24 protein-coding genes are annotated in these 21,545 nt (G+C 71.3%); 6 read left to right on the top strand and 18 right to left on the bottom strand.

Going from position 1 to position 21,545, the window contains the following annotated elements; all coding sequences use genetic code 11:
* Nucleotides 1-30: 30 nt before the first annotated feature.
* The 12 genes from ACTMTI_RS14420 to ACTMTI_RS14365 all read right to left on the bottom strand — a co-directional run bounded on the left by ACTMTI_RS14420 (nt 31) and on the right by ACTMTI_RS14365 (nt 10,543).
* A complete protein-coding gene (locus tag ACTMTI_RS14420; protein ID WP_441120803.1) occupies nt 31-489 on the bottom strand; it encodes a MarR family winged helix-turn-helix transcriptional regulator in 459 nt (152 codons plus the stop codon).
* Between the two features lie 47 nt (nt 490-536).
* A complete protein-coding gene (locus ACTMTI_RS14415) occupies nt 537-713 on the bottom strand; it encodes a hypothetical protein (RefSeq protein WP_441120802.1) in 177 nt (58 codons plus the stop codon).
* A 10-nt stretch (nt 714-723) separates the two neighbouring features.
* Nucleotides 724-1,311 carry a 4'-phosphopantetheinyl transferase family protein gene (locus ACTMTI_RS14410; RefSeq protein WP_441120801.1) on the bottom strand — a complete coding sequence of 196 codons (588 nt, stop codon included), beginning with the start codon at nt 1,309-1,311 and terminating at the stop codon, nt 724-726.
* 17 nt (nt 1,312-1,328) lie between these two features.
* Nucleotides 1,329-2,237: a hypothetical protein gene (locus tag ACTMTI_RS14405; RefSeq protein WP_441120800.1), complete on the bottom strand. Its 909-nt coding sequence runs from the start codon at nt 2,235-2,237 to the stop codon at nt 1,329-1,331.
* A 93-nt stretch (nt 2,238-2,330) separates the two neighbouring features.
* Complete coding sequence (locus ACTMTI_RS14400) at nt 2,331-3,728, bottom strand: MCE family protein (protein ID WP_441120799.1); 1,398 nt, start codon at nt 3,726-3,728, stop codon at nt 2,331-2,333.
* Nucleotides 3,725-4,717 carry an MCE family protein gene (locus ACTMTI_RS14395; RefSeq protein WP_441120798.1) on the bottom strand — a complete coding sequence of 331 codons (993 nt, stop codon included), beginning with the start codon at nt 4,715-4,717 and terminating at the stop codon, nt 3,725-3,727. The genes ACTMTI_RS14400 and ACTMTI_RS14395 overlap by 4 nt, the downstream gene beginning before the upstream one ends.
* Nucleotides 4,714-5,739: an MCE family protein gene (locus ACTMTI_RS14390; RefSeq protein WP_441120797.1), complete on the bottom strand. Its 1,026-nt coding sequence runs from the start codon at nt 5,737-5,739 to the stop codon at nt 4,714-4,716. The genes ACTMTI_RS14395 and ACTMTI_RS14390 overlap by 4 nt, the downstream gene beginning before the upstream one ends.
* A gap of 91 nt (nt 5,740-5,830) precedes the next feature.
* Nucleotides 5,831-6,856, bottom strand: a complete 1,026-nt coding sequence (locus ACTMTI_RS14385) for an MCE family protein (RefSeq protein ID WP_441120796.1) — start codon at nt 6,854-6,856, stop codon at nt 5,831-5,833.
* Entirely contained in the window at nt 6,856-7,893 is a 1,038-nt protein-coding gene (locus ACTMTI_RS14380) for an MCE family protein (protein WP_441120795.1), read from the bottom strand. The genes ACTMTI_RS14385 and ACTMTI_RS14380 overlap by 1 nt, the downstream gene beginning before the upstream one ends.
* Nucleotide 7,894: 1 nt before the next feature.
* Nucleotides 7,895-8,914, bottom strand: a complete 1,020-nt coding sequence (locus ACTMTI_RS14375) for an MCE family protein (protein ID WP_441120794.1) — start codon at nt 8,912-8,914, stop codon at nt 7,895-7,897.
* 4 nt (nt 8,915-8,918) lie between these two features.
* Nucleotides 8,919-9,752 carry an ABC transporter permease gene (locus ACTMTI_RS14370; protein WP_441120793.1) on the bottom strand — a complete coding sequence of 278 codons (834 nt, stop codon included), beginning with the start codon at nt 9,750-9,752 and terminating at the stop codon, nt 8,919-8,921.
* On the bottom strand, nt 9,752-10,543 hold the full coding sequence (locus ACTMTI_RS14365; protein WP_441120792.1) for an MlaE family ABC transporter permease: 792 nt from the start codon (nt 10,541-10,543) through the stop codon (nt 9,752-9,754). The genes ACTMTI_RS14370 and ACTMTI_RS14365 overlap by 1 nt, the downstream gene beginning before the upstream one ends.
* A 306-nt stretch (nt 10,544-10,849) precedes the next feature.
* Between ACTMTI_RS14365 and ACTMTI_RS14360 the strand changes: the two genes are divergently transcribed.
* Genes ACTMTI_RS14360 through ACTMTI_RS14340 form a run of 5 tightly spaced genes read left to right on the top strand, consistent with a single transcriptional unit; the run spans nt 10,850 to nt 14,612 of the window.
* Nucleotides 10,850-11,278 carry a CBS domain-containing protein gene (locus ACTMTI_RS14360; protein ID WP_441120791.1) on the top strand — a complete coding sequence of 143 codons (429 nt, stop codon included), beginning with the start codon at nt 10,850-10,852 and terminating at the stop codon, nt 11,276-11,278.
* A gap of 21 nt (nt 11,279-11,299) precedes the next feature.
* Nucleotides 11,300-11,875 (top strand): hypothetical protein, encoded by a 576-nt coding sequence (locus ACTMTI_RS14355; RefSeq protein WP_441120790.1) that lies wholly within the window; start codon nt 11,300-11,302, stop codon nt 11,873-11,875.
* Nucleotides 11,876-11,880: 5 nt separating this feature from the next.
* Nucleotides 11,881-12,048 (top strand): hypothetical protein, encoded by a 168-nt coding sequence (locus ACTMTI_RS14350; RefSeq protein WP_441120789.1) that lies wholly within the window; start codon nt 11,881-11,883, stop codon nt 12,046-12,048.
* Nucleotides 12,049-12,108: 60 nt separating this feature from the next.
* Nucleotides 12,109-12,882, top strand: a complete 774-nt coding sequence (locus ACTMTI_RS14345; protein WP_441120788.1) for a cyclase family protein — start codon at nt 12,109-12,111, stop codon at nt 12,880-12,882.
* Entirely contained in the window at nt 12,879-14,612 is a 1,734-nt protein-coding gene (locus ACTMTI_RS14340; RefSeq protein ID WP_441120787.1) for a thiamine pyrophosphate-binding protein, read from the top strand. The genes ACTMTI_RS14345 and ACTMTI_RS14340 overlap by 4 nt, the downstream gene beginning before the upstream one ends.
* Nucleotides 14,613-14,633: 21 nt before the next feature.
* Here the strand turns inward: ACTMTI_RS14340 and ACTMTI_RS14335 are convergent, their stop codons facing one another.
* From ACTMTI_RS14335 to dhaK, 6 genes are all read right to left on the bottom strand, one after another.
* Nucleotides 14,634-16,268 (bottom strand): phosphodiester glycosidase family protein, encoded by a 1,635-nt coding sequence (locus ACTMTI_RS14335; protein ID WP_441120786.1) that lies wholly within the window; start codon nt 16,266-16,268, stop codon nt 14,634-14,636.
* A 49-nt stretch (nt 16,269-16,317) separates the two neighbouring features.
* Complete coding sequence (locus tag ACTMTI_RS14330) at nt 16,318-17,988, bottom strand: PHP domain-containing protein (RefSeq protein ID WP_441120785.1); 1,671 nt, start codon at nt 17,986-17,988, stop codon at nt 16,318-16,320.
* Nucleotides 17,989-18,155: 167 nt separating this feature from the next.
* Complete coding sequence (gene dhaM, locus ACTMTI_RS14325; RefSeq protein WP_441120784.1) at nt 18,156-18,530, bottom strand: dihydroxyacetone kinase phosphoryl donor subunit DhaM; 375 nt, start codon at nt 18,528-18,530, stop codon at nt 18,156-18,158.
* The gene (locus ACTMTI_RS14320; RefSeq protein WP_441120783.1) at nt 18,530-18,709 is read right to left on the bottom strand and encodes a hypothetical protein; all 180 of its coding nucleotides are present in this window, start codon (nt 18,707-18,709) and stop codon (nt 18,530-18,532) included. Before ACTMTI_RS14320 ends, dhaM begins: the two co-directional genes overlap by 1 nt.
* Entirely contained in the window at nt 18,706-19,332 is a 627-nt protein-coding gene (gene dhaL, locus ACTMTI_RS14315) for a dihydroxyacetone kinase subunit DhaL (RefSeq protein ID WP_441120782.1), read from the bottom strand. Before dhaL ends, ACTMTI_RS14320 begins: the two co-directional genes overlap by 4 nt.
* Nucleotides 19,332-20,312, bottom strand: coding sequence for a dihydroxyacetone kinase subunit DhaK (dhaK, locus tag ACTMTI_RS14310; RefSeq protein ID WP_441120781.1), 981 nt, complete (start codon nt 20,310-20,312; stop codon nt 19,332-19,334). The genes dhaL and dhaK overlap by 1 nt, the downstream gene beginning before the upstream one ends.
* A gap of 54 nt (nt 20,313-20,366) precedes the next feature.
* Between dhaK and ACTMTI_RS14305 the strand changes: the two genes are divergently transcribed.
* On the top strand, nt 20,367-21,533 hold the full coding sequence (locus ACTMTI_RS14305) for a cytochrome P450 (RefSeq protein ID WP_441120780.1): 1,167 nt from the start codon (nt 20,367-20,369) through the stop codon (nt 21,531-21,533).
* Nucleotides 21,534-21,545: the final 12 nt, after the last annotated feature.

Below are 21,545 nucleotides of genomic sequence, written 5' to 3'. Positions count from 1 at the left end.
CCGTGCGGCCCCGCCGATATCGGTTGGGTGTCAGCGCAGCTTCTTCAGCTGCTCGACGATCGGCGCGTAGGCCTCCTCCAGCGCGGCGAGCTGGTCGTCGGTCAGCCGGTCGACGAAGTGCTCGCGCACGCTCGCCACGTGGAACGGCGCCACCCGCTGGATCGTGTCCCAGCCCTCGTCGGTCAGCACCGCGAACGTGCCGCGCCGGTCGTCCCGGCAGTCCTCCCTGGCCACCAGGCCCTTGGCCTCCATGCGGGAGATCTGGTGCGACAGGCGGCTGCGTGACTGGATCGTCGCATCCGCCAGGTCGCTCATCCGCATGCGCCGCCCCTGGCTCTCCGACAGGTTGACGAGGATCTCGTAGTCGTTCAACGAGAGAGAGTGCTCCCCCAGCTCGCGGTCGAGCCGGTGCAGGAGAAGCTTGTGCAGCGCGAGATGCGTACGCCAGGCACGCTGTTCGGCAGGAGAAAGCCAGCGAGGCGCGCTCATGATCCCAATCTAGCGCACGCGGGCGCGGACACCGCGCCCTGTCGCTCTTAGGTGAACGCCATCACGATGGAGACGCCGACGACGTGCATGAGCACCACCGCGACGATCAAGGAGATGAACACGAACTTCGCCGGACCATGCTCGAAGGTCTTGCCTTCTTCGAGCGGCCTGCGCTGGGCCATGCGGTCGGCGATACGCTCCTCGACCGGTTTCCGGTAGAACATATGTACAAGCTTATCCGGGAATGGGCACCCTCCTGGCGGGAGCGTCCGTGATGACGGCCACCCTGATGTCCGGTCCGGCGCTCCACTCCAGCAGGTGGCGGCCCGGCAGGTCGCCGTCGACCGAGCCGAACCCGTCGAGCGTCAGTTCGCCGCGCTTGACCAGCGCCTCCTTGCGCGTCCAGTGCCTGATCAGCTCCTCGTTCCCGGTGACGAGCGCGCGCTCGCGCGGGGTGAGCACCCGGTCGGCCAGCATCTCGTCGAGCGCGCCGGCCGGCACGCGTTCGGCGTCCACACCGACCTTGCCGGGACCGGCGGCCGCGCACACGTAGCCGCGCGTGTGGCTGAAGCTGATGCCGAACTCGGGGGCCTGCTCGAGGTACGGCCTGCCATGTCCGGGGCCGTGCACGTCGCAGTATTGCAGGAGCGTCAGCTCCTGCGGCTCGGCGCCGAGCGCGGCGGCGGCGCAGAGCCGCGCGAGCAGGTGGGCGGCGACGAAGCAGGCGCGGTCCGCCTCGAACTGGAACCGCGCGGCCCGCTCCCGCTCCACCTCGGTGAGCCATTCTTCGGGCGCGCGCACCTCGCCGGGGTGGCCGCCCATCGCCAGAGGGCCGATCGTCAGTCCTTCTTCTCGTCGCCGCTGAGGTTGTACTGGTCCTCGGAGGCCGCGCCGAGCACGGTCACGTCGTGGACCTTCCAGATGCCCTTCTCCTTCACAAGAGCGATCTTAAGGTGCGAATCCTTGACGGAGCGGATCGCCTCGGAGGAGTTCACCTGCTGGTCGACGACGACGATGGCGTGGGCGGTGGCCTCGTCCACGTCGGCCAGGTAGATCTCGCGTACGGTGGCCTGCGATATCGCCTTGAGCTTGACGATCACCTGCGCCATCGCGTCCCCGAACGCCGCGTCGTAGGTGGCCAGGAAGTCTCCCGTGGCCTGGGCGGTCAGGGTGGAGCGGGTGCTCTGCAGATCGCGGTAGTCGTAGCTGAGCAGGGCCTTGCTGAAAGCGCTGGCCGCGCCCGACACCTCCAGGCGCAGTGAGCGCTCGGCTTCCAGCTTGGCTCGCGCGTCCTGGGCCTGGGTGGCGGAGATCCACTGGAGCACGGCGGTGGCGGCGATCGTGGCGACCAGCATCGCCACCACCGCCCCGACGACCCGCGCCCGGGTCACCCGCCCCAACCGCCCGCCGCCGCTCCTGCCTCCGGCCACTGACTGTTCGCTGTCGCCGGTCGGGTCATCGGCCGTTGGCTGCTTGCTGTCGCCGGTCGCGTCATCCGCCGTTGGCTGCTCGCTGTCGCCAGCCGGGTCACCGGCTGCCGGCTGCGCGCTGCTCGCCGTCGCGTGCGTCGCCGGCGGCTCGCTGCCGGATGAGGCGTCCGCTGCTGCGGCGGCGCCGTCCGCGGGGGCGGTGGGCGGCGCCTCGCCAGGGGTCGCGCCCGCCGGCGCGGACCCTGCGCCCTCGGGAGGGGTGGCCTCGGCGGGATCCGCGGGGCGGGGGGCGTCGGCGACGTCTTGTCTGGGGGTCATCGGACCTTCTCCGTTCTTGATCGTTGAGGCGTAGCCGTCCGCTCGCTGGAGCAGGCCGAGATTCTTGTCCGAGGTCATGCGAGCCCCGGCCTTTCATTCAGGCGGGGGAGTGGGTGACGACGACTCCTCACGGCGGTGGGCGGCCCGGCCCGCCGCGGTCCAGCCCAGGACGCCACCGCCGGCCACCACGGCAAGGAAGATCGCGACAAGCAGCGGGACGGTGCCCGGCGGCGCAGAGGACGCCTCCCCGGTGGCGGCCACGCCGCTGGGCGACGGCTCGGCGGCGGGCCCGCCACGCTTCGGCTCCGCGCTCCGCGGCGACCCCTCGGGCTGCTCGGCCGCCTCCTGCCGGCGATCGCTCTCCCGGGCGGCGGCGCCGGCGGCATCTGTGGTGCCCGAGGCGGCGTCGGCGGCATGTGGGGTGTCCGCGGTGGCGCCGGCGGGAGCGCGGTCGGGGCAGGCGCGCAGACGGGGCACCGCCGGCGGCCCGACCGGCCCCGCGTACTCCTCGGCAGGCTTGGGCCCGCCCGGCACGCTGAAGAGGAACTCCGCCTTGCCGTAGACGGTGTCCCCGCGCCGGTCGCTGATGTCGCCGGCCAGGCTCAGCGCGGTCGGCACGGTGCTCAGCAGATGGCGCGCGTTCCGCTCGGTCTCCGCCGAGAACGCCGGCCGGTGCGGCAGCCCCGCCGCCGTCAGCAGGCACGAGAACCCCGGCCTGGACGCCCTGACGGCCGCGTCGATCTGCGCGAACACGCCGGGCCCCCGGTCGAGGAAGGCGTTCAGATCGGTACGGGAGGCGCGCAGCGTCCCGGTCACCGCGCGAAGGTCCGTGATCCCGGAGGCCAGCGCGTCCTTCTTCCCGGCGAGCGTGTGGGTGAGCCGGGTGAGCTGCACCGACAGGTCGTCCAGCACGTCGGCGTTGTCGGCCAGGGTGCCGGTCAGGGTGTGGGCGTCGTCGATGAGGTTCCTGATCGCCGGGGCGCGCCCGTCCAGCGCGACCGCGAGCTCGTGGGTGATCGTCTTGGCGTCCCGGGGCGGCACCGCGTTCAGCAGCTTGCCGACGCCTTCGAACAGCTCCTTGTAGTCGAGCGGCACGGCCGTCTTGGTCAGCGGGATCGTGTCCCCGGCCGCGAGCGAGGGCCCTCGGACGCCGGTGACGGGCGGCGACAGCTCCACGTACGGCTCGCCGATGGCGGACTTGCGCCGCACCTCGGCCGAGACGCCCTTCGGCAGCCTGATCTCCCTGTCGATGTTCAGGCCCACGACGATCTTGCCGGGCGCGAGCCGTACGTCGCCGATCCTCCCGACCCGGACCCCCAGGTACGCCACGTCGAACCCGGGTATCAGGCCGGGCGAGGAGACGAACTCGGCCGACACCCGGTACGGCCGCTCGATCGCGTCGAGCTTGATGATGGTGCTGAATGCCCAGACCGTCATGACGATCCCGAGCGCCACGAAGAACCCCAGGTTCAGATAGATCCGGTTTCTCATCGCGGCGGCTCCAGCATCAGGCGGAAGTCCTCGATCCGGTTCGGCAGCAGCCCCGGGTTCGGCCTCTGCGGCAGCAGCACGCCCTTCAGCCAGACGTAGATGAGCACCTGCCCGTTGACCGTGATCGGCGGCGCGTCGATGAACGTCTGGATCTTGGCCACCAGGGCCTTCAGGTCGTCCTTGCCGCGCTGCATCGACGACGAGATCACCGCCAGCTCGCGCAGCAGCGTGCGAAGCCGGGCGGCGTGCCGCGGATAGACCGTGAGGTTGGCCTCCTTGGCCAGGTTCGTCAGCGCGACGATCGCCTTCTTGATGTGCTTGCGCCCGTGCGCGACCCGCGCGGTGGCCGACGCCAGCGTGCCCGGCAGCCGGTCCAGCTCTGCGCTGCCCGCGGCGAGGTCGTCGCCCAGCTCGGCCAGGGCGTCGATGCTGGTGGCGAGGTCTGTGCGGGCCGCGGAGTAGGCGTCGGTGACCTCCGCTGTCTGCTTGATCAGCTTGTTGACGTCGTCGCCCTGCCCGGCGAACGCGGTCGAGGCGGCGTCCAGAATGGCGTTGACGTCCTGCGCCCCGAGCGCCTCGATGAGCGGCCCGGCCTTCGCGGTGACCTGTTCGATGTCCGGCTCGACCGACGTGTCGGCGATGGTGGCGCCGCTCGCCAGGTACGGGCCCGTGGACAGGTCCTTGCCCGGCGGCGGGGTGAGCAGCACGTAGTTCTCGCCCAGGACCGACGTCTTGGCCACGGTGGCCGTGCTGCCCACGGGCAACCGGGACGTGATCGACATCGTCACCCTGGCCCGGTAGCCCTGCAGCCGGATGCCGGTGACCGTGCCCACGCGCACATCGGAGATCTGCACGCTGTGCCCGGTCACCAGGCTCTGCACGTCGTCGAAGACGGCGTGCACCGTCATGTCGCCGGTGGTCGCGCCGAGCGTCTGCAGCGAGCACGACGCGGTGACGAGCAGGGCGAGGCAACCGGCCACCATCCTCATCGCTTCCTCCCCTGCCGCTCGAAGGGGCAGTTGCTCAGCCCGGCGGGCAGGCACGGCACCTTGCCCAGGTTCAGCGCCTCGAACAGCGGCGTCAGCCACGCCCTCGTCATCGCGTTGAGCACGACGCGGATCTTCAGGACGTGTTGCTTCCTGTCCCACGCGTTGATCACCACGTCGGCGAAGTCGGCCGCGCCCTTGACCGCCTGGGCCATGGACGCGCTGTTGGCCCGGACGGTCAGCACCAGCTCGGCCAGCGTCCCGGCGGCCTGCGGGAGCCGCGCGGAGTACTGCTCGATGATCACGTCGCCGCGCCGTACGAACCCGGCCATGCTGGTGACGAAGCCGCGCAGCCGCCGCCGCTCCTCGGCCAGGATCGCGCCGGCCTCGGCGAAGGAGTCGATCGCGCCCGTCACCTGGCTCTCGCGCTCGTTGAGCGTGGTGGCCAGCCTGCTGAGCCCCTTGGCCAGGTCGATGAGCTGCTGGTCCTGCTTGGCCAGCGTGCCGGTCAGCTCGGAGGTGTCCGCGATCGCGTTGTTGATCGTCTTGCCGCGGCCCCGCACCCCGTCGGCCAGGTCGCCGGCCACGTCGCCCAGCTTGTCGTCGTCGAGCGCGTCGGTCAGCTTGCCGAACGCGTCGAGCGCGTCGTCGATCTCCACCGGCAGGTCGGTCCGCTCCAGCGGGATCGTCGCCCCGGCCGCGATCTTCTGATCGCCGGGCTTCCACGGGGGATAGAGGACGACGTTCCGCTCGCCCAGGGTGTTCTGAGGGGCGACCACGGCCTTCACCCCGGCCGGGAGCGGCACGTGCCGGTCGACCCGGAGCCCGACCCGTACCTTGTCGCCGTCGATGCGGATGCTGTCCACGTACCCGGCGTCGAGCCCCATCACCTTGATGCGCGCCTCCTCGTACAGGGAGGGCGCCTTGCTGAAGACCGCCACCAGCCGGTACGGCTCCGCCCCCGCCACGGAGCACCCGGACGCCAGGAACACCCCGGCGATCAGCACCGCCACCAGCCGCCTCATCCGAACTCCCCGCCGGCCCGTGCGGAGCACCCGAGGAGGGTCTGTCCTGGGAATGAGCCGCGATCGCGTGGCCGCGGCCGTGCGGAGCAGGTCATCGGTCGGCCTTCCTGTCCTTGGCGATGGCGGCGAGCACCTCCGGGTCGATGGGGCCGAGGCCCGTGGCTATGGCCTCGAGCCACGGGCCTTGGCCGCCCATCGTGGACAGGCCGGAAAAGGTCGGGCCCGCCCAGGCCAGAAGCGAGTTGAGCTGTTCGTTGCCGTCCGCGAGCCGCGTGGTGATGGCCGCGTTGTCGTCGAGGATCTGGACCAGCGACCGTTCGTGCTCGTCGATCAGGCGGGTGGTGCTCTGCACCAGGTCGCTGCCGTCGCCGAGCAGGGCACGCAGTTCCTTCCTACGCGTGCGGAGCTCGCGCAGCATGACCTCGATGGCGTCGATGAGCCGGACGAGCTGCTCGTCCTTCTTCTCCAGGACCGCCATGATCTTGGTGCCGTTGTCGAGGAGCCGCTGGAGCTGGGGCTCGCTCTTGCTGATCGTGTCCGACAGGTCGCCGATGTTGTCCAGCAGCCGGGTGATCCGGCGGCGCTTGACGGTGTCGAGCTTGCCGAGTTCGGTGAGCAGGTCGTCCACGGCGTCGGTGTCCAGGCGCTCGACCAGCCGGGTGGCGTCCTTGATGGCGTCGTTGATCAGGGTGGGCACGCCGGTGCGCTCCATGGGGATGCGCCGCCGGTCTTCGGGGAGCTGGTCGAGGAAGGGGGCGGAGATCGCGCCGGTCAGTTTGAGATAGCGGCCGCCCAGGAGGTTCGACAGGGCGACGTCGGCCCGGGTGCCGCGGCCGAGGCGCACCCCGTCGTCGACCCTCCAGGTGACGACCACGTGGCCCTGCGCGTAGTCGGGGCGTACCTCGGTGACCTCGCCGACCCGGACCCCGGCGACCCGGACGTCGTTGCCGGTACGCAGGCCGCCGGAGTCGGCGAAGACGCCCGACACGGTGTAGCCGCCCTCTAACAGGCCGAGGTTGCCGACCAGGAACGTGGCGGCGAGGACCGCGGCGAGTGTGGCCACCGACACCAGGCCGACGGCGTACTTGTTGCGGTCACGGAAGGACTTGAGCGCCATCACCGGCCCACCATGAGCTTCTGGAGGTCCTTCGTGCTCTGCACCCTGGTGTTGCGCAGCGGCGGCGGCGTCTTCATCCCGTACGGGCACGGCGCCGGCCCCAGGGCCAGGCACGGGACCGCGGTGATGAAGTAGCGGCCGCGGTCGACGGTGGTGTACGCGCGGGCGAACAGTGGCTGGAGCGTGCCGACGGTCCTGTCGATCCGGTTCACGTTGCGCCGGATGCCGCCGGTCAGCCCGGACAGGTTGTCCACCAGCGCGCCGAGCTCGCCGGCGTTCTTGCCGATCACCTCGTTGGAGGTGCGGAACGCGGCCGACAGCTCCACCAGCGAGTCGTCCACCAGCTTCCGGTTGCGCACGAACGCCTCCGACAGCGTGACGAGGTTGTCGACGAGCTGCTCGATCTGCTTGTCGCGGCGGGCCACCACGTCGGTGACCGTGGCGTAGTCCCGCAGCAGTTGCTCGATGGTCTTCTTGCGCTCGTTGACGGTGGTGGTGATGGCGTTGACGTTGTCGAGCAGCCGCGGGATGTTGCGCTCGTTGCCCTTGAGCGACCTGGCAGCGGCGGTGAGCAACTGGTTGATCTGTTCGGGGTCCAGGCTGCGGGTCAGCGGGCCGAGGTCGCTGACCAGCTCGCCGATGTCCACCACGGACGAGGTACGCGCGATGCGCCCACCGGGCGGCATCAGGCCGGGGGCGGTGCCCGGCAGCAGATAGACCACCCGCTGGCCGACGGCGTTGCGCCAGCGGACGGCGGCCTCGGTGTCGGCCGGCACCCGGACCGCGTCCTGCACCTCCATGGTCACCTCGGCCCGGCCGTCGACGACCCTGATGGCCTCCACCTGGCCGACGGGCGCTCCGGCGATCTTGACCTGGTCGCCTTCGACCAGCCCGGACACGTCGTCGAACGTGGCGACGAGCCGGTAACCGCCGCCCGTGCTCACCCGCTCGATCTGCACGCTGATCAGCACGATGAGCGACACGGTGAGCCCGATGAACAGCCCGAACCGCACAAGGGTCCACCAGCGCCGGTCCACGTCAGCGCCTCCCGTCGGTGGGGCCGCAGGCGCCGACGATCAGCTCGCAGATGTCGCCCGAGACGAACGCCTCCACCTGGAGCTGGCGGCTGTTGCCGGGACCCTGCGCCTCGATCAGCTCGTTGAGCAGGTCCACCAGCCTGTTGAGCCCGCGTACGCCGTCACCGGCCAGGCCGAGCTGGGCGTAGATGAGCGCGGCCACCCGCTCGCCCGAGTGCACGCCGGCCCGCAGGTTCTGCCGGTGCTTGCGCAGCCCGTGCGTGACCTGGCCGGAGACGGAGGTGACCTCGTCCAGCAGTACGCGGATCTTGCCGGCCCGCGCGAGCAGGTCAGGGGTGATGACATTGACGTCGGAGGCGATCCACACCAACTCGTCGCCCTTGTCCGACAGCGCCGTGCCGAGCCCGGCGGCGTCGCGCAGGAACTGCCGGGCCCGCCCGCGCTGCCGGTGCGCGACGCCGACGACCGTGCCGGCGTCGCCGATCAGCTCGCGCAGGTGCTCGCCCTTGCCGTCGAGCCCCTTGGCCAGGGTGTGCACGATGACCGTGACCTCGCGCGGATCGACGGCGTCCAGGCCGCGGTAGGCGTCCCCGAGCGTGTCGGACAAGTCCAGCGGGCCCTCGGTGGCGGTGATCACCGCGCCACTGCCCAGGAAAGGACCGGTGGTCTCGCCGGCGCCGGGCACGAGGCTGACGAACTTGGGGCCGAACACCGAGGTCGGCTCGATGGAGGCGACCGCGGACCTGGGCACCTTGACCTCGGGCTCGAGGTGCATGGTCACCACGGCCCTGCCCTTGGCGTCGAGGGACACAGCGGTCACCTCGCCGACCGTGACGCCGCGGATCTTGACCGGGGAGTTGGTGTCCAGGCCCTGCCCCGCCCGGGCGAACACGGCGTCGACGCGGGTCCCGCGGACCGCGGTCGCGGTGCGTACGACGACGACCGTCGCCGCCGCGAACACCGCCAGCACGGCGAACGCGATGCCCACCCGGGTGGCGAGGGAGAGTTCGAATCGGTCCATCGGGTCACACCGCCAGGTGAATGTTGCCCCCGCCGCCCCAGAACAGGTACGACAGCAGCAGGTTGAGCAGCACGATCGTGACGATCGACTGGCGGATCGCACGCCCCGCCGCCACCCCCACGCCCACCGGGCCACCGGTGGCGTGAAAACCGTGATAGCAGTGGATCACGATGACGGCGAAGGCGAACACGCCCACCTTGGCGACGCTGAACACGATGTCGCTGACCGGCAGATACAGGTAGAAGTAGTAGTCGTAGACCCCGGGCGCCAGACCGAACAGCGCCGTGCACATCAGCCGCGTGGCGAAGAAGCTGGCGAACAACGCGATCAGGTAGATCGGCATCAGCGCCAGCAGCGCCGCCACGACGCGGGTGCAGACGAGGTAGGTGAAGGCGTTGATGCCCATCACCTCCAGCGCGTCGATCTCCTCCGAGATCCGCATGGCGCCCAGTTCCGCCGTGAACGACGAGCCGACCTGCGCCGCCAGCGCCGTCGCCGCGATGATCGGGGTGATCTCGCGGACGTTGGCGAAGCTGCCGACCAGCCCCATGAACGACTCCGCGCCGATCGCCTGCAGCCCCTGGTAGCCCTGCAGGCCCACGGTCGCGCCCACGACGAACGCCATCGTGAACACCACGAAGATCATGCCGCCGCCGATGACGGTCGCGCCGACCCCCACCACGACGTCGCTGACCTGCCGCAGGACGACCTTGACGTAACGCAGCCGCAGCACGACGTCGCGGACGGAGTAGTACAGCACCTTCCACACGAACAGCGGCCAGTCGGCCAGCGTCGCGAACCGCTCCGCGACCCCCGCGCCGGCCGTCCGCGCCACCATCACAGCGCCCTCGGCGGGTAGGCCAGGAAGTACACGGCCGAGATCACGTAGTTGAACGTGAACACCAGCATGAACGTCACCACGGTCGCCTGGTTGACCGCCCGCCCCACGCCGACCGGGCTGGTCGCGCACGTCATGCCCTGGTAACAGGCCACCGCCGCCGCGATGAACCCGAAGATCCACGCCTTGAACAGCGTGACGTACAGGTCGGAGGCGACGACCAGGGACAGCGCCCCGTCGAAGTACGCGCCCGGGGTGACGCCCTGCACCACCACGTTGAAGAAGTAGCCGCCGCTCGCGCCCGCCAGGATGACCAGCGGGCACAGGCACACCGCCACCGTGCTGGCCGCCCACATGCGCGGCGTGACCAGGCGATGGATCGGGTTGACCGACATGACCTCCATCGCGGCCAATTCGTCGCGGATGTGGCGGGCGCCGATGTCGGAGGTCATCGCGCTGCCGCCGGCCCCGGAGATCAGCAGCGCGCTGGCCAGCGGCGCCACCTCGCGGATCAGGCCGACGAAGACCGCGCTGCCGGTGGCCGAGCCGGCGCCGAGCTGCCAGGCGAGCTCGCCCACCTGCAGCGCCACCGTGGCGCCCAGCGGCAGCGAGACCAGCAGCACCGGCACGCTGGTGACGCGGGCGAGGAACCAGCACTGCTCGACGAACTCCCACCACCAGTGCTTGATGTCCCAGCTGCGCCGCAGGGCCTCCAGGGCGATGACGAACAGGTCACCGACCTGGCCGAGCACGGACCCGGCCCGGCGTGCGACGTACCCGGACAGGGTCATGGGGCTCCCGTCCGCGCGCGTGTTCCCGCCATGAGCACCTCCGCCGCCTACGGATGAGCCACCCTACTGACGGGTTGTCTAGTAGTCGACGCTTCAGCTGGAATTTGAGGAAAAGGTATGAGACCCACGTCACACCTTGTCAGCCAAGCACGAAACGTGACCGCACCGTTACCCGAACGCACTCATGCGCGCGCATGCTCGCCAGCGGGAATGCAAAAGCCGCCTTCGGTGACGGGTTGACTCCGACCCCATGGGGTTGTTTGCCTTGACCCAGGGTTTGGAAGACTGAGGGCAGAGGTGGTGGACATGCTCATCGGGACGATCCTTCGCAACAAGGGCAGCGACGTGACGACCGTGGCACCGGAGGCGTCCGTCCGGGAGCTACTCGCCGCGCTCGCCGAGCACAACATCGGCGCCATCGTGGTCTCCACGGACGGGGCCACGATCGAGGGCATCGTCTCCGAGCGCGACGTCGTGCGTCATCTGCACGCCCGCGGCGCGGAGGTCCTCGACGAGCCGGTGTCCGCGATCATGACCACGGACGTCCGCACGGTCGGCCCCGGCGACAACGTCGACGCGCTGCGCCAGATCATGACCACGCAGCGGTTCCGGCACATGCCCGTGGTGGAGAACGGCCGGCTCGCGGGCATCGTCAGCATCGGCGACGTGGTCAAGAGCGCCATCGAGGAGCTCGAGACGGAGAAGGCGTCGCTCGTCGACTATCTCCACCGTTGACAGAGATGGCACGCTTGGTCCGTGACATACGGGCCTCCTGGATACCCGCCTGAATACCCCCGGGCGACGAGCAGTCCGCCGATCATCGTGCTCGTGTCCGGGCTCGCCGCGCTGCTCGGGTTCCTGCTGGGAGTGTTCGTGGGGTTCGGCGCGGGGACGACGACGGAGTCGCCCGAGCCCAGGGTCACCGTGACGATCGACGACACCGGCCCTCCTGGCGACCCGCAGGCCAGCGAGCCCGCCGAGACCACCACCGCGCAGCCCGGTGCCACCCAGCCCGGTGCCACCCAGCCCGGTCCCACTCAGCCTGGAGCCACGCCGAGCGCGCCGGGCGGCGGGACGAGCACCCCTCCGGGGATCAGCCCCGCCTCCCTGCGCACGCTCATCGTCGGCAAGGACATCCAGCCGGGGACCTACCGGACGGCCGGCCCGACCACCGGATTTTCCATGTGCTTCTGGGCCAGGATGAAGAGCACGTCCGCGAATATCTCCGACGTGATCACGTCCGGCATGCCGACGGGTGCGGCCACCGTCACCATCGAGGCCGCCGACAAGGCGTTCCAGACGGCCGGATGCGCGGAGTGGACTCGAGCCTGATCCTTTTGTTCCGCAAACGCTGGACAACTGAGCAGAAACGCGGCGCCCGGCACACCGCATGGTCGGCGCTCACGGCCGGCAACGTCGTGGCCGTGCTGCCGCTCGTGGCCGCGTTCGTGCTGGCCCAGCGCCATTTCGCGGCCACGATGAGCTCCACCGGGCTGAAGGGGTGAGGTGTTTGCCTCGGTTACCGGCACGTAGGAGGATGCGCTCAGCCCATCAAGGAGGATGCCATGTCGGTGTTGCAGAGCTTCGTCAACAGCGTGCGCAACGGCGCGATCGAGATCATCGACCTCACCGCACCTCTGTCGTCCGAGACGCCGATCCTCCAGCTGCCCGAGCCGTTCGGCAACGCGATCCCCTTCCGCCTGGAGGAGATCAGCCGGTACGACGACCGCGGCCCTGCCTGGTACTGGAACGACATCCACACCAGCGAGCACACCGGCACCCACTTCGACGCCCCCATCCACTGGATCACCGGCCGCGACGGCCAGGACGTCTCCCAGGTGCCCGTACGCAACCTGATCGCGCCCGCCGTCGTCCTCGACTTCTCCGCCGAAGCCGCCAAGGACCCCGACTTCCTCCTCCAGATCGACCACGTCAAGGAGTGGGAGAGCGCCAACGGGCCGCTGCCCGACGGCGGCTGGCTCCTCTACCGGACCGGCTGGGACACTCGCTCCGGCGACCAGGCCGCGTTCCTGAACGCCGACGACAGCGGCCCTCACACGCCCGGCATCTCGGTGGAATGCGCCTCGTGGCTGGCCTCGTCCACGCCCATCGCCGGGCTGGGCGTCGAGACCGTCGGCACCGACGCGGGCGCCGCCCACTCCTTCGACCCGGCCTTCCCCTGCCACTCGTTCCTGCTCGGCGCGGGCAAATACGGCCTCACCCAGCTCCGCAACCTCGACCGCCTGCCGGTGACCGGCGCCGTCGTGATCGCCCCGCCGCTGCCCATCGCAGGCGGCTCGGGCAGCCCCGTCCGCGTGCTGGCCCTGGTGGAGCGTTGATCGTCGCGGAGGCCGTGGGCCGGGCCCTCGCCGCCTGCGGCGCCGGGACCGCCTTCGGCGTTGTCGGCAGCGGCAACTTCCACGTCACCAACGCCCTCGTCGCGAGCGGCGTGCGGTTCTTCGCCGCGCGGCACGAATGCGGGGCCGCCACGATGGCCGACGCCTACGCCCGGATGAGCGGCGAGGTCGGGATCGTCTCCGTGCACCAGGGCCCCGGGCTCACGAACGCGATGACCGGGATCGCCGAGGCGGCCAAGAGCCGTACGCCGCTGATCGTCCTGGCGGGGGAGGCCACCGAGGCGCGCTCCAACTTCCACATCGACCAGGACGCCCTGGCGGTGGCGGTGGGGGCGGTGCCCATGCGGGCCGAGGCTCCGGAGAGCGCGGCGTGGCAGGCGGCGCAGGCCTACCGGGTGGCGCGGGAGGAGCGGCGTACGGTCCTGCTGAACCTCCCGCTCGGCGTCCAGTCCCAGCCCTGCGGTCCACCGCCGGCCGGCATGGAGCCGGGCCACTGGGCTACGGCGCTGCTCGGCGCAGGCGATGAGGAGGACCGCCCGGGTGGCTCGCGCGGCTCGGCGGCTCGCCCGGCTGGGGAGGGCGGCCGGTCCGGGCGCTCTGCCGGCGCTCCACTGGACGACGGCGCGGTGGGGGAGCTGGCCCGCCTGCTGGCGGAATCCCGGCGGCCGGTGTTCATCGCCGGGCGCGGCGCCCGGCGCGCGCGGCGCGAGCTGGAGGACCTGGCCGACCAGGCGGGCGCGCTGCTGGCCACGTCCGCGGTGGCCAAGGGCCTGTTCCGGGGCAGCCCATGGGACCTGGACGTGAGCGGCGGCTTCGCGACGCCGCTGGCCGCCGAGCTGATCAGCGGCGCGGACCTGGTCGTCGGGTGGGGCTGCGCGCTGAACATGTGGACCACCCGGCACGGCGCGCTGGTCCCGCCGGGTGCGAAGGTGGCGCAGGTCGATCTCGACGGGGCGGCGCTCGGCGCGCACGTACCCGCCGACCTGGGAGTGGTGGGCGACGCGGGAACCGTCGCGAGCGCCGTGACCACCCGCCTGGCTGGGGCCGCCGCGCCGGGTTACCGGTCGGCCGAGCTCGCGCGCCGCATCCAGGCCGAGGGACGGTGGCGGGACGTGCCGTACGAGGACGAGAGCGGCGGCGGCAGGATCGACCCCAGGACGCTCACCATCGGCCTGGACGACCTGCTGCCGATCGAGCGGATCGTGTCCATCGATTCCGGAAATTTCATGGGATATCCATCAATGTTCCTCGATGTTCCGGACGAGGGCGGGTTCTGCTTCACGCAGGCGTTCCAGTCGATCGGGCTGGGCCTGGCGACGGCGATCGGTGCCGCGGTGGCGCGGCCCGACCGGCTGCCGGTGGCCGCGCTCGGCGACGGCGGCGCCCTCATGGGCCTCGCGGAGCTGGAGACCGTCGTCCGCCTGGGCCTGCCGATGGTGATCGTCGTGTACGACGACGAGGCGTACGGGGCCGAGGTACACCATTTCGGGCCCCACGGCCATCCCCTGGACACGGTCACCTTCCCGCCGGCCGACCTCGCCGCCATCGCCCGCGGACACGGCTTCGCCGCCGTGACCGTCACGGCGGCGCCCGACCTGGCAGGGGTGGCCGACTGGCTCAAGGGCCCCCGAGACCGCCCGCTGCTGGTCCACGCCAAGGTCATCAGGAACCGGGGCTCCTGGTGGCTGGAGGAGGCGTTCAAGGGTCACTGATCCACGCGTGCCGGCGTCGGCTCAAGGCAGGACGACGATGGCGTCCCCGTCCGGTCGCTCGCCGGTGCTGTCGCTCGGTGTGCCCTGCAGCGCACCACCGACGACCATGGCCGTCGACCCGCCGCCGTCGAGATTGATCGCGTCGACGGCTCCGAGGCTGCGCATGACCTGTGCCACCTCAGAAATGCTCAATCCCACGCTGTGCGCGGGCCGGCGGCCGTCGACGGTGAGCAGGATGATCCGCCCATCGCGGGCGACACCCGCGGCCGTGCGCGGATTCCTGCGCAGGTACCAGCCGTTGTAGAAGGCGCCGCGGTCGGCGCCGTCGATGTCCTGCGGACTCCACCCGTCACGGACCGGGTCGAGCGCGACCGCGCCGTCGCGCAGCAGCAGCGGCCCGCCGTTGACGATCGAGGTCTGCGGCTGGACCGGCACGGGCACGCCGCGCTCCGCGTCGATGACGGAGCGGCGCAGCGTGAGGTGCGCGCCGGGGCGGGCATGCTCACGCAGCCACCGGGCGCCTGCGCCGGTGCCCTGCAGGACGGTTCCCCGGGCGGGCATCGCGCCGCCGCGCCCGTCCTTGGCGGCCACGACGGCGCCTCGCGGGTCGAGCGTCACCTGGTAACCCTCGCCCTGGGGCACCTGCGGCCCGAAGACGGGCGTGAACGCGATCACTTCGTTGTCGTTGCCGCAGGTGTAGTCGTGAGCCGGCTGCGCGAGCGGGTAGGCGTCCCCGGCGCCGCCGCAGTTGACGATCAGGCCGGGCTTTCGGTTGACGCCCGTGACCTCCCGGAGGCCGCCGTTCGCCGCCCGCACCGACAGGCGCGTCTCGAGCCGTCGGACGGCGGTGCCGGCTCCTGAATCGGTTGGGACGACGAGGGCCGGGCGGCCGTTGACGGCTTCGGAGACGAGGTCGCCACGGACCACGGAGATGCCGGCGAGGTCACCGTCGGTACCGGCGAGCCCGGGGCCGGGCTTGCCGCTCTCGCCACTGGAGATGACGAAGTAGCCGCCGTTGACCGCGGCCAGCGCCCCGGTGCGCTGGGCGATCGAACTGGTGGTCTCCCGTCCCGGCACGATCTGCGTGGCCAGCTCGGAGCCGAGCCGTCCGCGGAAGCGGCGTGGGTCGACGACGAGGACGTCGACCGACCAGGGACCGGTCGTCGGGTGACCGTCCTCACCGGTGAACTGGACGCTGCCGCGGACGCCCTTGGCCGCCAGGTCGTTCGCGGTCGCCTGCGCCGCCTGCTGCCCGGCGTGCTTTCCGGCTCTGATCATCCAGCCGAGGGGCCGGTCGTCAGGGCCGAGCGGCGAGGCGCCGGCAGTGGGGTCCCGCCGTGGCTCGTACCCGGCCGCGCGGATCCGCTGCTCCAGCTCGCTCGCCTCCGCCTCGGTGGTCGCCACGCCGATCGTGACCGTCCAGAAGTCGTCAGGAGAGCTCTGGCCGCGCTCGATCGCGACGTGAGTGACACCCGGGGCCACCTGGCGGGAGGTACGTTCCTCCGTCAACGAGGACGGCCCGAGCGGGAGGCGCTCAGCCGTCGTGAGGGGTGCGGTGGACGCCGGCCCCGGCGTGGCCGCTGCGACCTGCCCGGCGACGAGGCAGGCCGCAGCCAGCCCGGCCGTCAATCCATAGCGTGCGGCTCTACGGCGCATCGTGGTCCTTTCTCTCATGAGGGTCCGTGGCTGCTGACGGCGCCGGGTGTCAGGACTCGACGTCGATGAAAAGGGGGTTGGTGTAGAACCAGGTGTCCAGCCACGGGTCTCCGTCGCCGGGCGTGTGGGCGATCGGCCCATGCGGGTCTACGTCGCCGCCGAGCAGGCCGGGCCCGTTGCGGCGCCCGTCGCTGCCGCGCAGCCGCAGGTAGCACGGTTCGGTGACCGGGCCGACGGGGATCTTCAGCGTGTAGGTCCCCGTCCGGCCGCCCACGTCGAAGCTGCGGACGACCCGGGTGTCCGGCGCACGCCAGGAATCGCGGTCGGCCGCGGGCCCGCGGACCGCTCCCTTGATGACATCGACGTGGGCCGGCTTCGGCAGTTCACCGTGGTAGTTCGGGCGGGACGCGGTCGTGATCGTGACCAGCAACATCAGCCGCTGTCCGCGGCCGGCGCGCACGCGGCCGCCGAGCGTGGCGCCCCTGCCGGAGGCGGACTGGTCGACGAGCCGGACCTCGATTCCGTCGATGAGCTGGCCGTGGTCCACCCACACCCGCCCGGCCCGGAGTCCCGCCATCACCTCCAGGTAGCCGTACTTCCGCACGCCGACGTGGGTACGGCTGAACTGCCCCGGCCAGAGGTCGCTCCCCGGCTGCGGGGTGCCGGCGTCGACCGGATCGGGCAGCTTTCCGGTGTTGTCGAAGTTCTGGCCGGCCGGCCAGTCGCCGTTGCGCCAGGTGTCGCCGACGGTCCGGTGGTTGTCGGAGTTGGAGGTGATCGAGAAGAGCCGGCCCTCGGACAGCAGGGCGTCCCACAGGCCGCCTACGGTGGCGGTCATCCAGTCGAAGCCGCCATAGGTCACGTACGCTTCGCTCGGATAGCCCGGCCACGACTGCCCGGACGGCTTGTTCTCGTACTCGCCGCGGATGCTGGTCGCGCCCCGTCCGGGCAGCGCGGCCCCCTGCGCGCCGGGTGCGCCCTCCATGCCGATCATGATCTCCGGATCGGCGTCCCGCCAGGCGCGCAGTTCATGCGGCGAGTCGATGCCCAGCCGGGACGGGTGATTGGCCAGGACGAGCACGTCGTCGACGTAGCCGGCCCGTTTGCGCTCGGCCAGCCACTTGATCGCCTCCACCGCAAGGGCCTCGTTGGCCGCCGTATCGGGGTGCGTGGCCGCACCCTCCGTCCGCTTCAGCAGCTTGCCGTCGTAGGCGAGCTCGAACTGGCGCAGGACCTCCGCCTCGTTCTTGCCGGGGGAGGCGAAGACGGTGCAGTGCTCGGCCGCGGGGATGTACCACTCCAGCCCCTGGAAGATGAGCATGCGCGGGTTCTCCGCGCGAGCCTTGAGCACCTCGGCGTGTTCGGCGAGCGCACCGCCGGCATTGGCGTGGCCGAAGTTGCTGTGCTCGGTGAACACCATCCAGTCCAGGCCGAACTGCGCCGCCCGCATCGCCTGCTGGGAGAAGGTGTACTTCGCGTCGTGGCTGTAGACGGTGTGCACGTGGTGGTCCCCGACCAGGTAGGCCAGTTCGGGATCGTCTCCGTGCTTCGGCTGGGCGGCGGCGGCCGGCCGGGTGCTCGCGGCCGATACCGCGCCGGCGACCGAGGCCGTGGCGAACCCCGCGCCGAACAAGCCCGCTCGGCGGAGCAGGCCGCGCCGGGCGATGCCCTGAGCGTCCAGCCGCTCCTCCTGAACGTCGGGGTCGGCCCAGACCGGCAACGGGTGCCCCTGATCCGAATCCGATCCGGTCCGATCCTGCTGTCCGGCCATGTGCTCATCCGCCTCGGTCGTGCCGTTGTCTGGCCGAACGCTAAGCCGGGCAGATGTCGAAACGGTGATTAACGGTTGACCGAATCCGGAAGGGTGAGCTCATCACTGGGGTGCCGCTAGAGCTTGCGGAAGGCGCGGGACTCCTCGGCGGCGGCCAGCACGCCGTCCAGGGGCATACCCGTGCCCGCCGCCACCGCCGCCGCGATCGCGCCTTCCACGAACGGCACGTCCGCCACCACGACCCGTCCAGGCTCCTCAACCAGGCGGGCGGTCAGCACCGAGCTGCCCAGATCAGGAATGATCACCACCCCGTCTCCCTGATCGGCCGCGCGCAACGCCGCCTCGATGAGGTCCAGGCTGGTGCCCAGCCTGCCGTCGTCCGTCCCCCCGGCCGCCGCCACCGGCGTGCTCTCCCCGGCGATGCCCCTGACCAGCGCCGCCGCCTCCGCCGCCAGCCCCGCGCTGTGCGACACCAGCACCAATCCCACCATCACGCCGCCTCCGCCGCAGCACGATGCCGGCGGCCGGCTACCCGGCCCTCCGCGCCCTCGGGCGGGCGGTGTGCGGGCCGCGTGGCGACGGCGCCGATCACGCTTTCGGGCGGGCGGTGTGCGGGCCGGGTGGCGACGGCGGCGATCACGCCATCGGCCGACGCGGGCGGGGGCATCATGTCGCCGCGGTGGCCAGGGCCGCCATGAGCAGCGCCGACGAGGCCGCGCCGGGGTCCTCGTGCCCGATGCTGCGCTCACCCAGGTAACTGGCCCGGCCCTTGCGGGCCTGCATCGGGATCGTGGCCTTCGCGCCTTCCTCGGCCGCGCGCGCCGCCTGCGCGAACGCCTCCCGTACCCCCACGCCGTCCCGTACCGCCAGCGCCAGCGCGCGAGCGGCCGGAGCCAGCGCGTCCACCATGGTCTTGTCGCCCAGAGCGGCCTTGCCGAGCCTTTCGACCGCCACGACCCCCTCCTCGAACGCCGCCGTGAACCCCGCCAGCGTCACCGGCGCCCGCAGCGTCTTGGCCATCTGCCGGAACACCGAGCCGTACAGCGGCCCCGACGCCCCGCCCACGCGGCGGATCAGCGTCGCGCCGGCCGAGGTCAGCACCTGCACCGGCGACGCCGGCGGCCACTCGGCCAGCGCCTTGGTGACCTCGGCGAACCCGCGGTCGAGGTTCGTGCCGTGGTCGGCGTCACCGATCGCGGCGTCCAGCTCCGTCAGCCGGTCGCGATCCCGGTGCACCAGCCGGGCCGCCTCCTCCAGCCACGCCACGAAGAAGTCCGTGTCCATGGTGTCCATCAACGCCCCCAGCGCAGCCCCGGCGTCTCGACCGGCGCGTCCCACAGCCGCGTCAACGCCTCGTCGAGCCGGCACACCGTCACGGAGAAGCCCTGCATGTCCAGGCTCGTCACGTAGTTGCCGACCAGCGACCGCGACACCTGCGCCCCCTTCCCCTTCACGAACGCCGCAACCTCCGCGAACACCACGTACAGCTCCATGAGCGGCGTCCCGCCCATGCCGTTCACCATCACGAGCAGGTCCCCGCGCAGCGGCAGGTCGCCGTGGATCGCCTCCATGGCGATCCCGGCCAGCTCACGCGCCGAAACCAGCGGCACCCGCCTGCGCCCGGGCTCGCCGTGGATGCCGATGCCCAGCTCCACCTCCGTCTCCGGCAGGTCGAACGTCGGCTTGCCGGCGTGCGGCGTCGTACACGAGGTCAGGGCGATGCCGAACGACCGGCTGCGCTCGTCGACCTCGCCCGCCACCCTGGCCACCTCGGCCAGCGGCGCGCCCTCCTCCGCCAGCGCCCCCGCGATCTTCTCCACGAACAGCGTGGCGCCGGTGCCGCGCCGGCCCGCCGTGTAGAGGGAGTCCTGTACGGCGACGTCGTCGTCGACCAGCACGCTCGCCACCTCGACGCCCTCGACCAGTTCGGCGGCCATCTCGAAGTTCAGCACGTCGCCGGTGTAGTTCTTGACGATGTGCAGCACACCGGCGCCGCCGTCCACCGCCCTGGTGGCGTCGATGATCTGGTCGGGCACCGGCGAGGTGAAGATCTCGCCGGGGCAGGCCGCGTCGAGCATGCCGTAGCCGACGAAACCGGCATGCAGCGGCTCGTGCCCGGAGCCGCCGCCCGAGACCAGGCCGACCTTTCCCGGGCGCGGGCCCGCGGCCCGGTAGACCACCTGATCGCGGATCAACAGCGAGGGGTGAGCCGCGGCCATGCCGTTCAGCGCGTCCTCAACGACGGAATCTGCCGTGTTGATGAGCTTCTTCATGGTGAAAACATCTGCCCGTTTTCACGAAGGCGCAAGCGCCGTAGCGTGGAGCAGGTGGATGTCATCTACAACCCCTATGACCCGTCGGTCAACGACGATCCGTATCCCGTCTACGCGCGGTTACGCCGGCAAGCGCCGATCTACCACAACCCCGATCTCGACTTCTGGGCGCTGTCCCGGCACGCCGATGTCTCGGCCGCCTTCACCGACAGCGCCCGCTACTCCAGCGACCACGGCCCCATGCTCGATCGCGGCGCGTGGGGGCCGCAGGCACGCACGTACCTGTCGTTCGTGGCCATGGATCCGCCCGAGCACACCCGCATGCGGGCGATCGTGTCCCGCGCGTTCACCCCGCGCCGGGTCGCCGCGCTCGAACCCATGATCAGGAAGATCGCGCGAGGTTACATCGAGGAGGGCGTCGAGCGGCGTGCCTTCGACTTCGCCCGCGACCTGGCGGCCAAGCTGCCGCTCGACGTGATCTCCGAGCTGATGGGCGTGCCGCCGTCCGACCGGGCCGACGTGCGCCGCAAGTCCGACGCCCTGCTCGCGTACGACCCGCACGGCAAGATGGCGGACGCCGGGCTCAAGAGCCTGCTCTCGCTCGGCGACTACTACGCCTCGATCATCGCCGAGCGCCGGGCCACGCCGCGCGAGGACCTCGTCTCCGCGCTGGCCGGCGACGGCGGGCTGACCGTCGAGGAGCTCGTGGCGTTCCTCTTCCTGCTGATCGGGGCGGGCTCGGAGACCACGACCCACCTGCTCAGCGCCGCCTGGTACTGGGCGTGGCGCAACCCGGGCCAGCGCGCCGCCGCCTTCGGCGGGGCGATCACGCAGTGGGCGGAGGAGTCGCTGCGGTACGACACTCCCGCGCACGGCATCGCCCGCCGCCTCACCGAGCCCACCGAGTGGTACGGCACCCTCGTCCCCAAGGACGCCAAGATCTGGCTGCTCATCGGCGCCGCCAACAGGGACGAGTCGGTCTTCCCCGACGCCGAGACCTATGACCTGGGCCGCGACACCTCCAAGGCCATCAGCTTCGGCGTCGGCCGCCACTACTGCCTCGGCGGGCCGCTGGCCAGGCTGGAGGCGCGGGTGACGCTGGAGGAACTGACGAAGGCGGTCTCACCGGACTACGACATCGACCGGTCGGGCATCAGGCGGACCGTGCACGGCAACGTACGCGGAATGATCAGCCTCCCGACTACCGTCACGCCCGCCTGAGTAGGCTACGTT

The sequence above is a fragment of the Nonomuraea sp. H19 genome, assembly GCF_052068215.1.
Taxonomy (GTDB): domain Bacteria; phylum Actinomycetota; class Actinomycetes; order Streptosporangiales; family Streptosporangiaceae; genus Nonomuraea.
This window is presented reverse-complemented; position numbering and strand designations above follow the sequence as displayed.

Bases quoted from the DNA above. Each gene is read 5' to 3' on its own strand.
- ACTMTI_RS14365 (WP_441120792.1), bottom strand. From the start codon at position 10,543: ATGACCCTGTCCGGGTACGTCGCACGCCGGGCCGGGTCCGTGCTCGGC.
- ACTMTI_RS14385 (WP_441120796.1), bottom strand. From the start codon at position 6,856: ATGGCGCTCAAGTCCTTCCGTGACCGCAACAAGTACGCCGTCGGCCTG.
- ACTMTI_RS14345 (WP_441120788.1), top strand. From the start codon at position 12,109: ATGTCGGTGTTGCAGAGCTTCGTCAACAGCGTGCGCAACGGCGCGATC.
- ACTMTI_RS14420 (WP_441120803.1), bottom strand. From the start codon at position 489: ATGAGCGCGCCTCGCTGGCTTTCTCCTGCCGAACAGCGTGCCTGGCGT.
- dhaL (WP_441120782.1), bottom strand. From the start codon at position 19,332: ATGGACACCATGGACACGGACTTCTTCGTGGCGTGGCTGGAGGAGGCG.
- ACTMTI_RS14370 (WP_441120793.1), bottom strand. From the start codon at position 9,752: ATGGTGGCGCGGACGGCCGGCGCGGGGGTCGCGGAGCGGTTCGCGACG.
- ACTMTI_RS14320 (WP_441120783.1), bottom strand. From the start codon at position 18,709: ATGATGCCCCCGCCCGCGTCGGCCGATGGCGTGATCGCCGCCGTCGCC.
- dhaK (WP_441120781.1), bottom strand. From the start codon at position 20,312: ATGAAGAAGCTCATCAACACGGCAGATTCCGTCGTTGAGGACGCGCTG.
- ACTMTI_RS14390 (WP_441120797.1), bottom strand. From the start codon at position 5,739: ATGAGGCGGCTGGTGGCGGTGCTGATCGCCGGGGTGTTCCTGGCGTCC.
- ACTMTI_RS14395 (WP_441120798.1), bottom strand. From the start codon at position 4,717: ATGAGGATGGTGGCCGGTTGCCTCGCCCTGCTCGTCACCGCGTCGTGC.
- ACTMTI_RS14375 (WP_441120794.1), bottom strand. From the start codon at position 8,914: ATGGACCGATTCGAACTCTCCCTCGCCACCCGGGTGGGCATCGCGTTC.
- ACTMTI_RS14415 (WP_441120802.1), bottom strand. From the start codon at position 713: ATGTTCTACCGGAAACCGGTCGAGGAGCGTATCGCCGACCGCATGGCC.
- ACTMTI_RS14400 (WP_441120799.1), bottom strand. From the start codon at position 3,728: ATGAGAAACCGGATCTATCTGAACCTGGGGTTCTTCGTGGCGCTCGGG.
- ACTMTI_RS14360 (WP_441120791.1), top strand. From the start codon at position 10,850: ATGCTCATCGGGACGATCCTTCGCAACAAGGGCAGCGACGTGACGACC.
- dhaM (WP_441120784.1), bottom strand. From the start codon at position 18,530: ATGGTGGGATTGGTGCTGGTGTCGCACAGCGCGGGGCTGGCGGCGGAG.
- ACTMTI_RS14410 (WP_441120801.1), bottom strand. From the start codon at position 1,311: ATGGGCGGCCACCCCGGCGAGGTGCGCGCGCCCGAAGAATGGCTCACC.
- ACTMTI_RS14405 (WP_441120800.1), bottom strand. From the start codon at position 2,237: ATGACCCCCAGACAAGACGTCGCCGACGCCCCCCGCCCCGCGGATCCC.
- ACTMTI_RS14335 (WP_441120786.1), bottom strand. From the start codon at position 16,268: ATGCGCCGTAGAGCCGCACGCTATGGATTGACGGCCGGGCTGGCTGCG.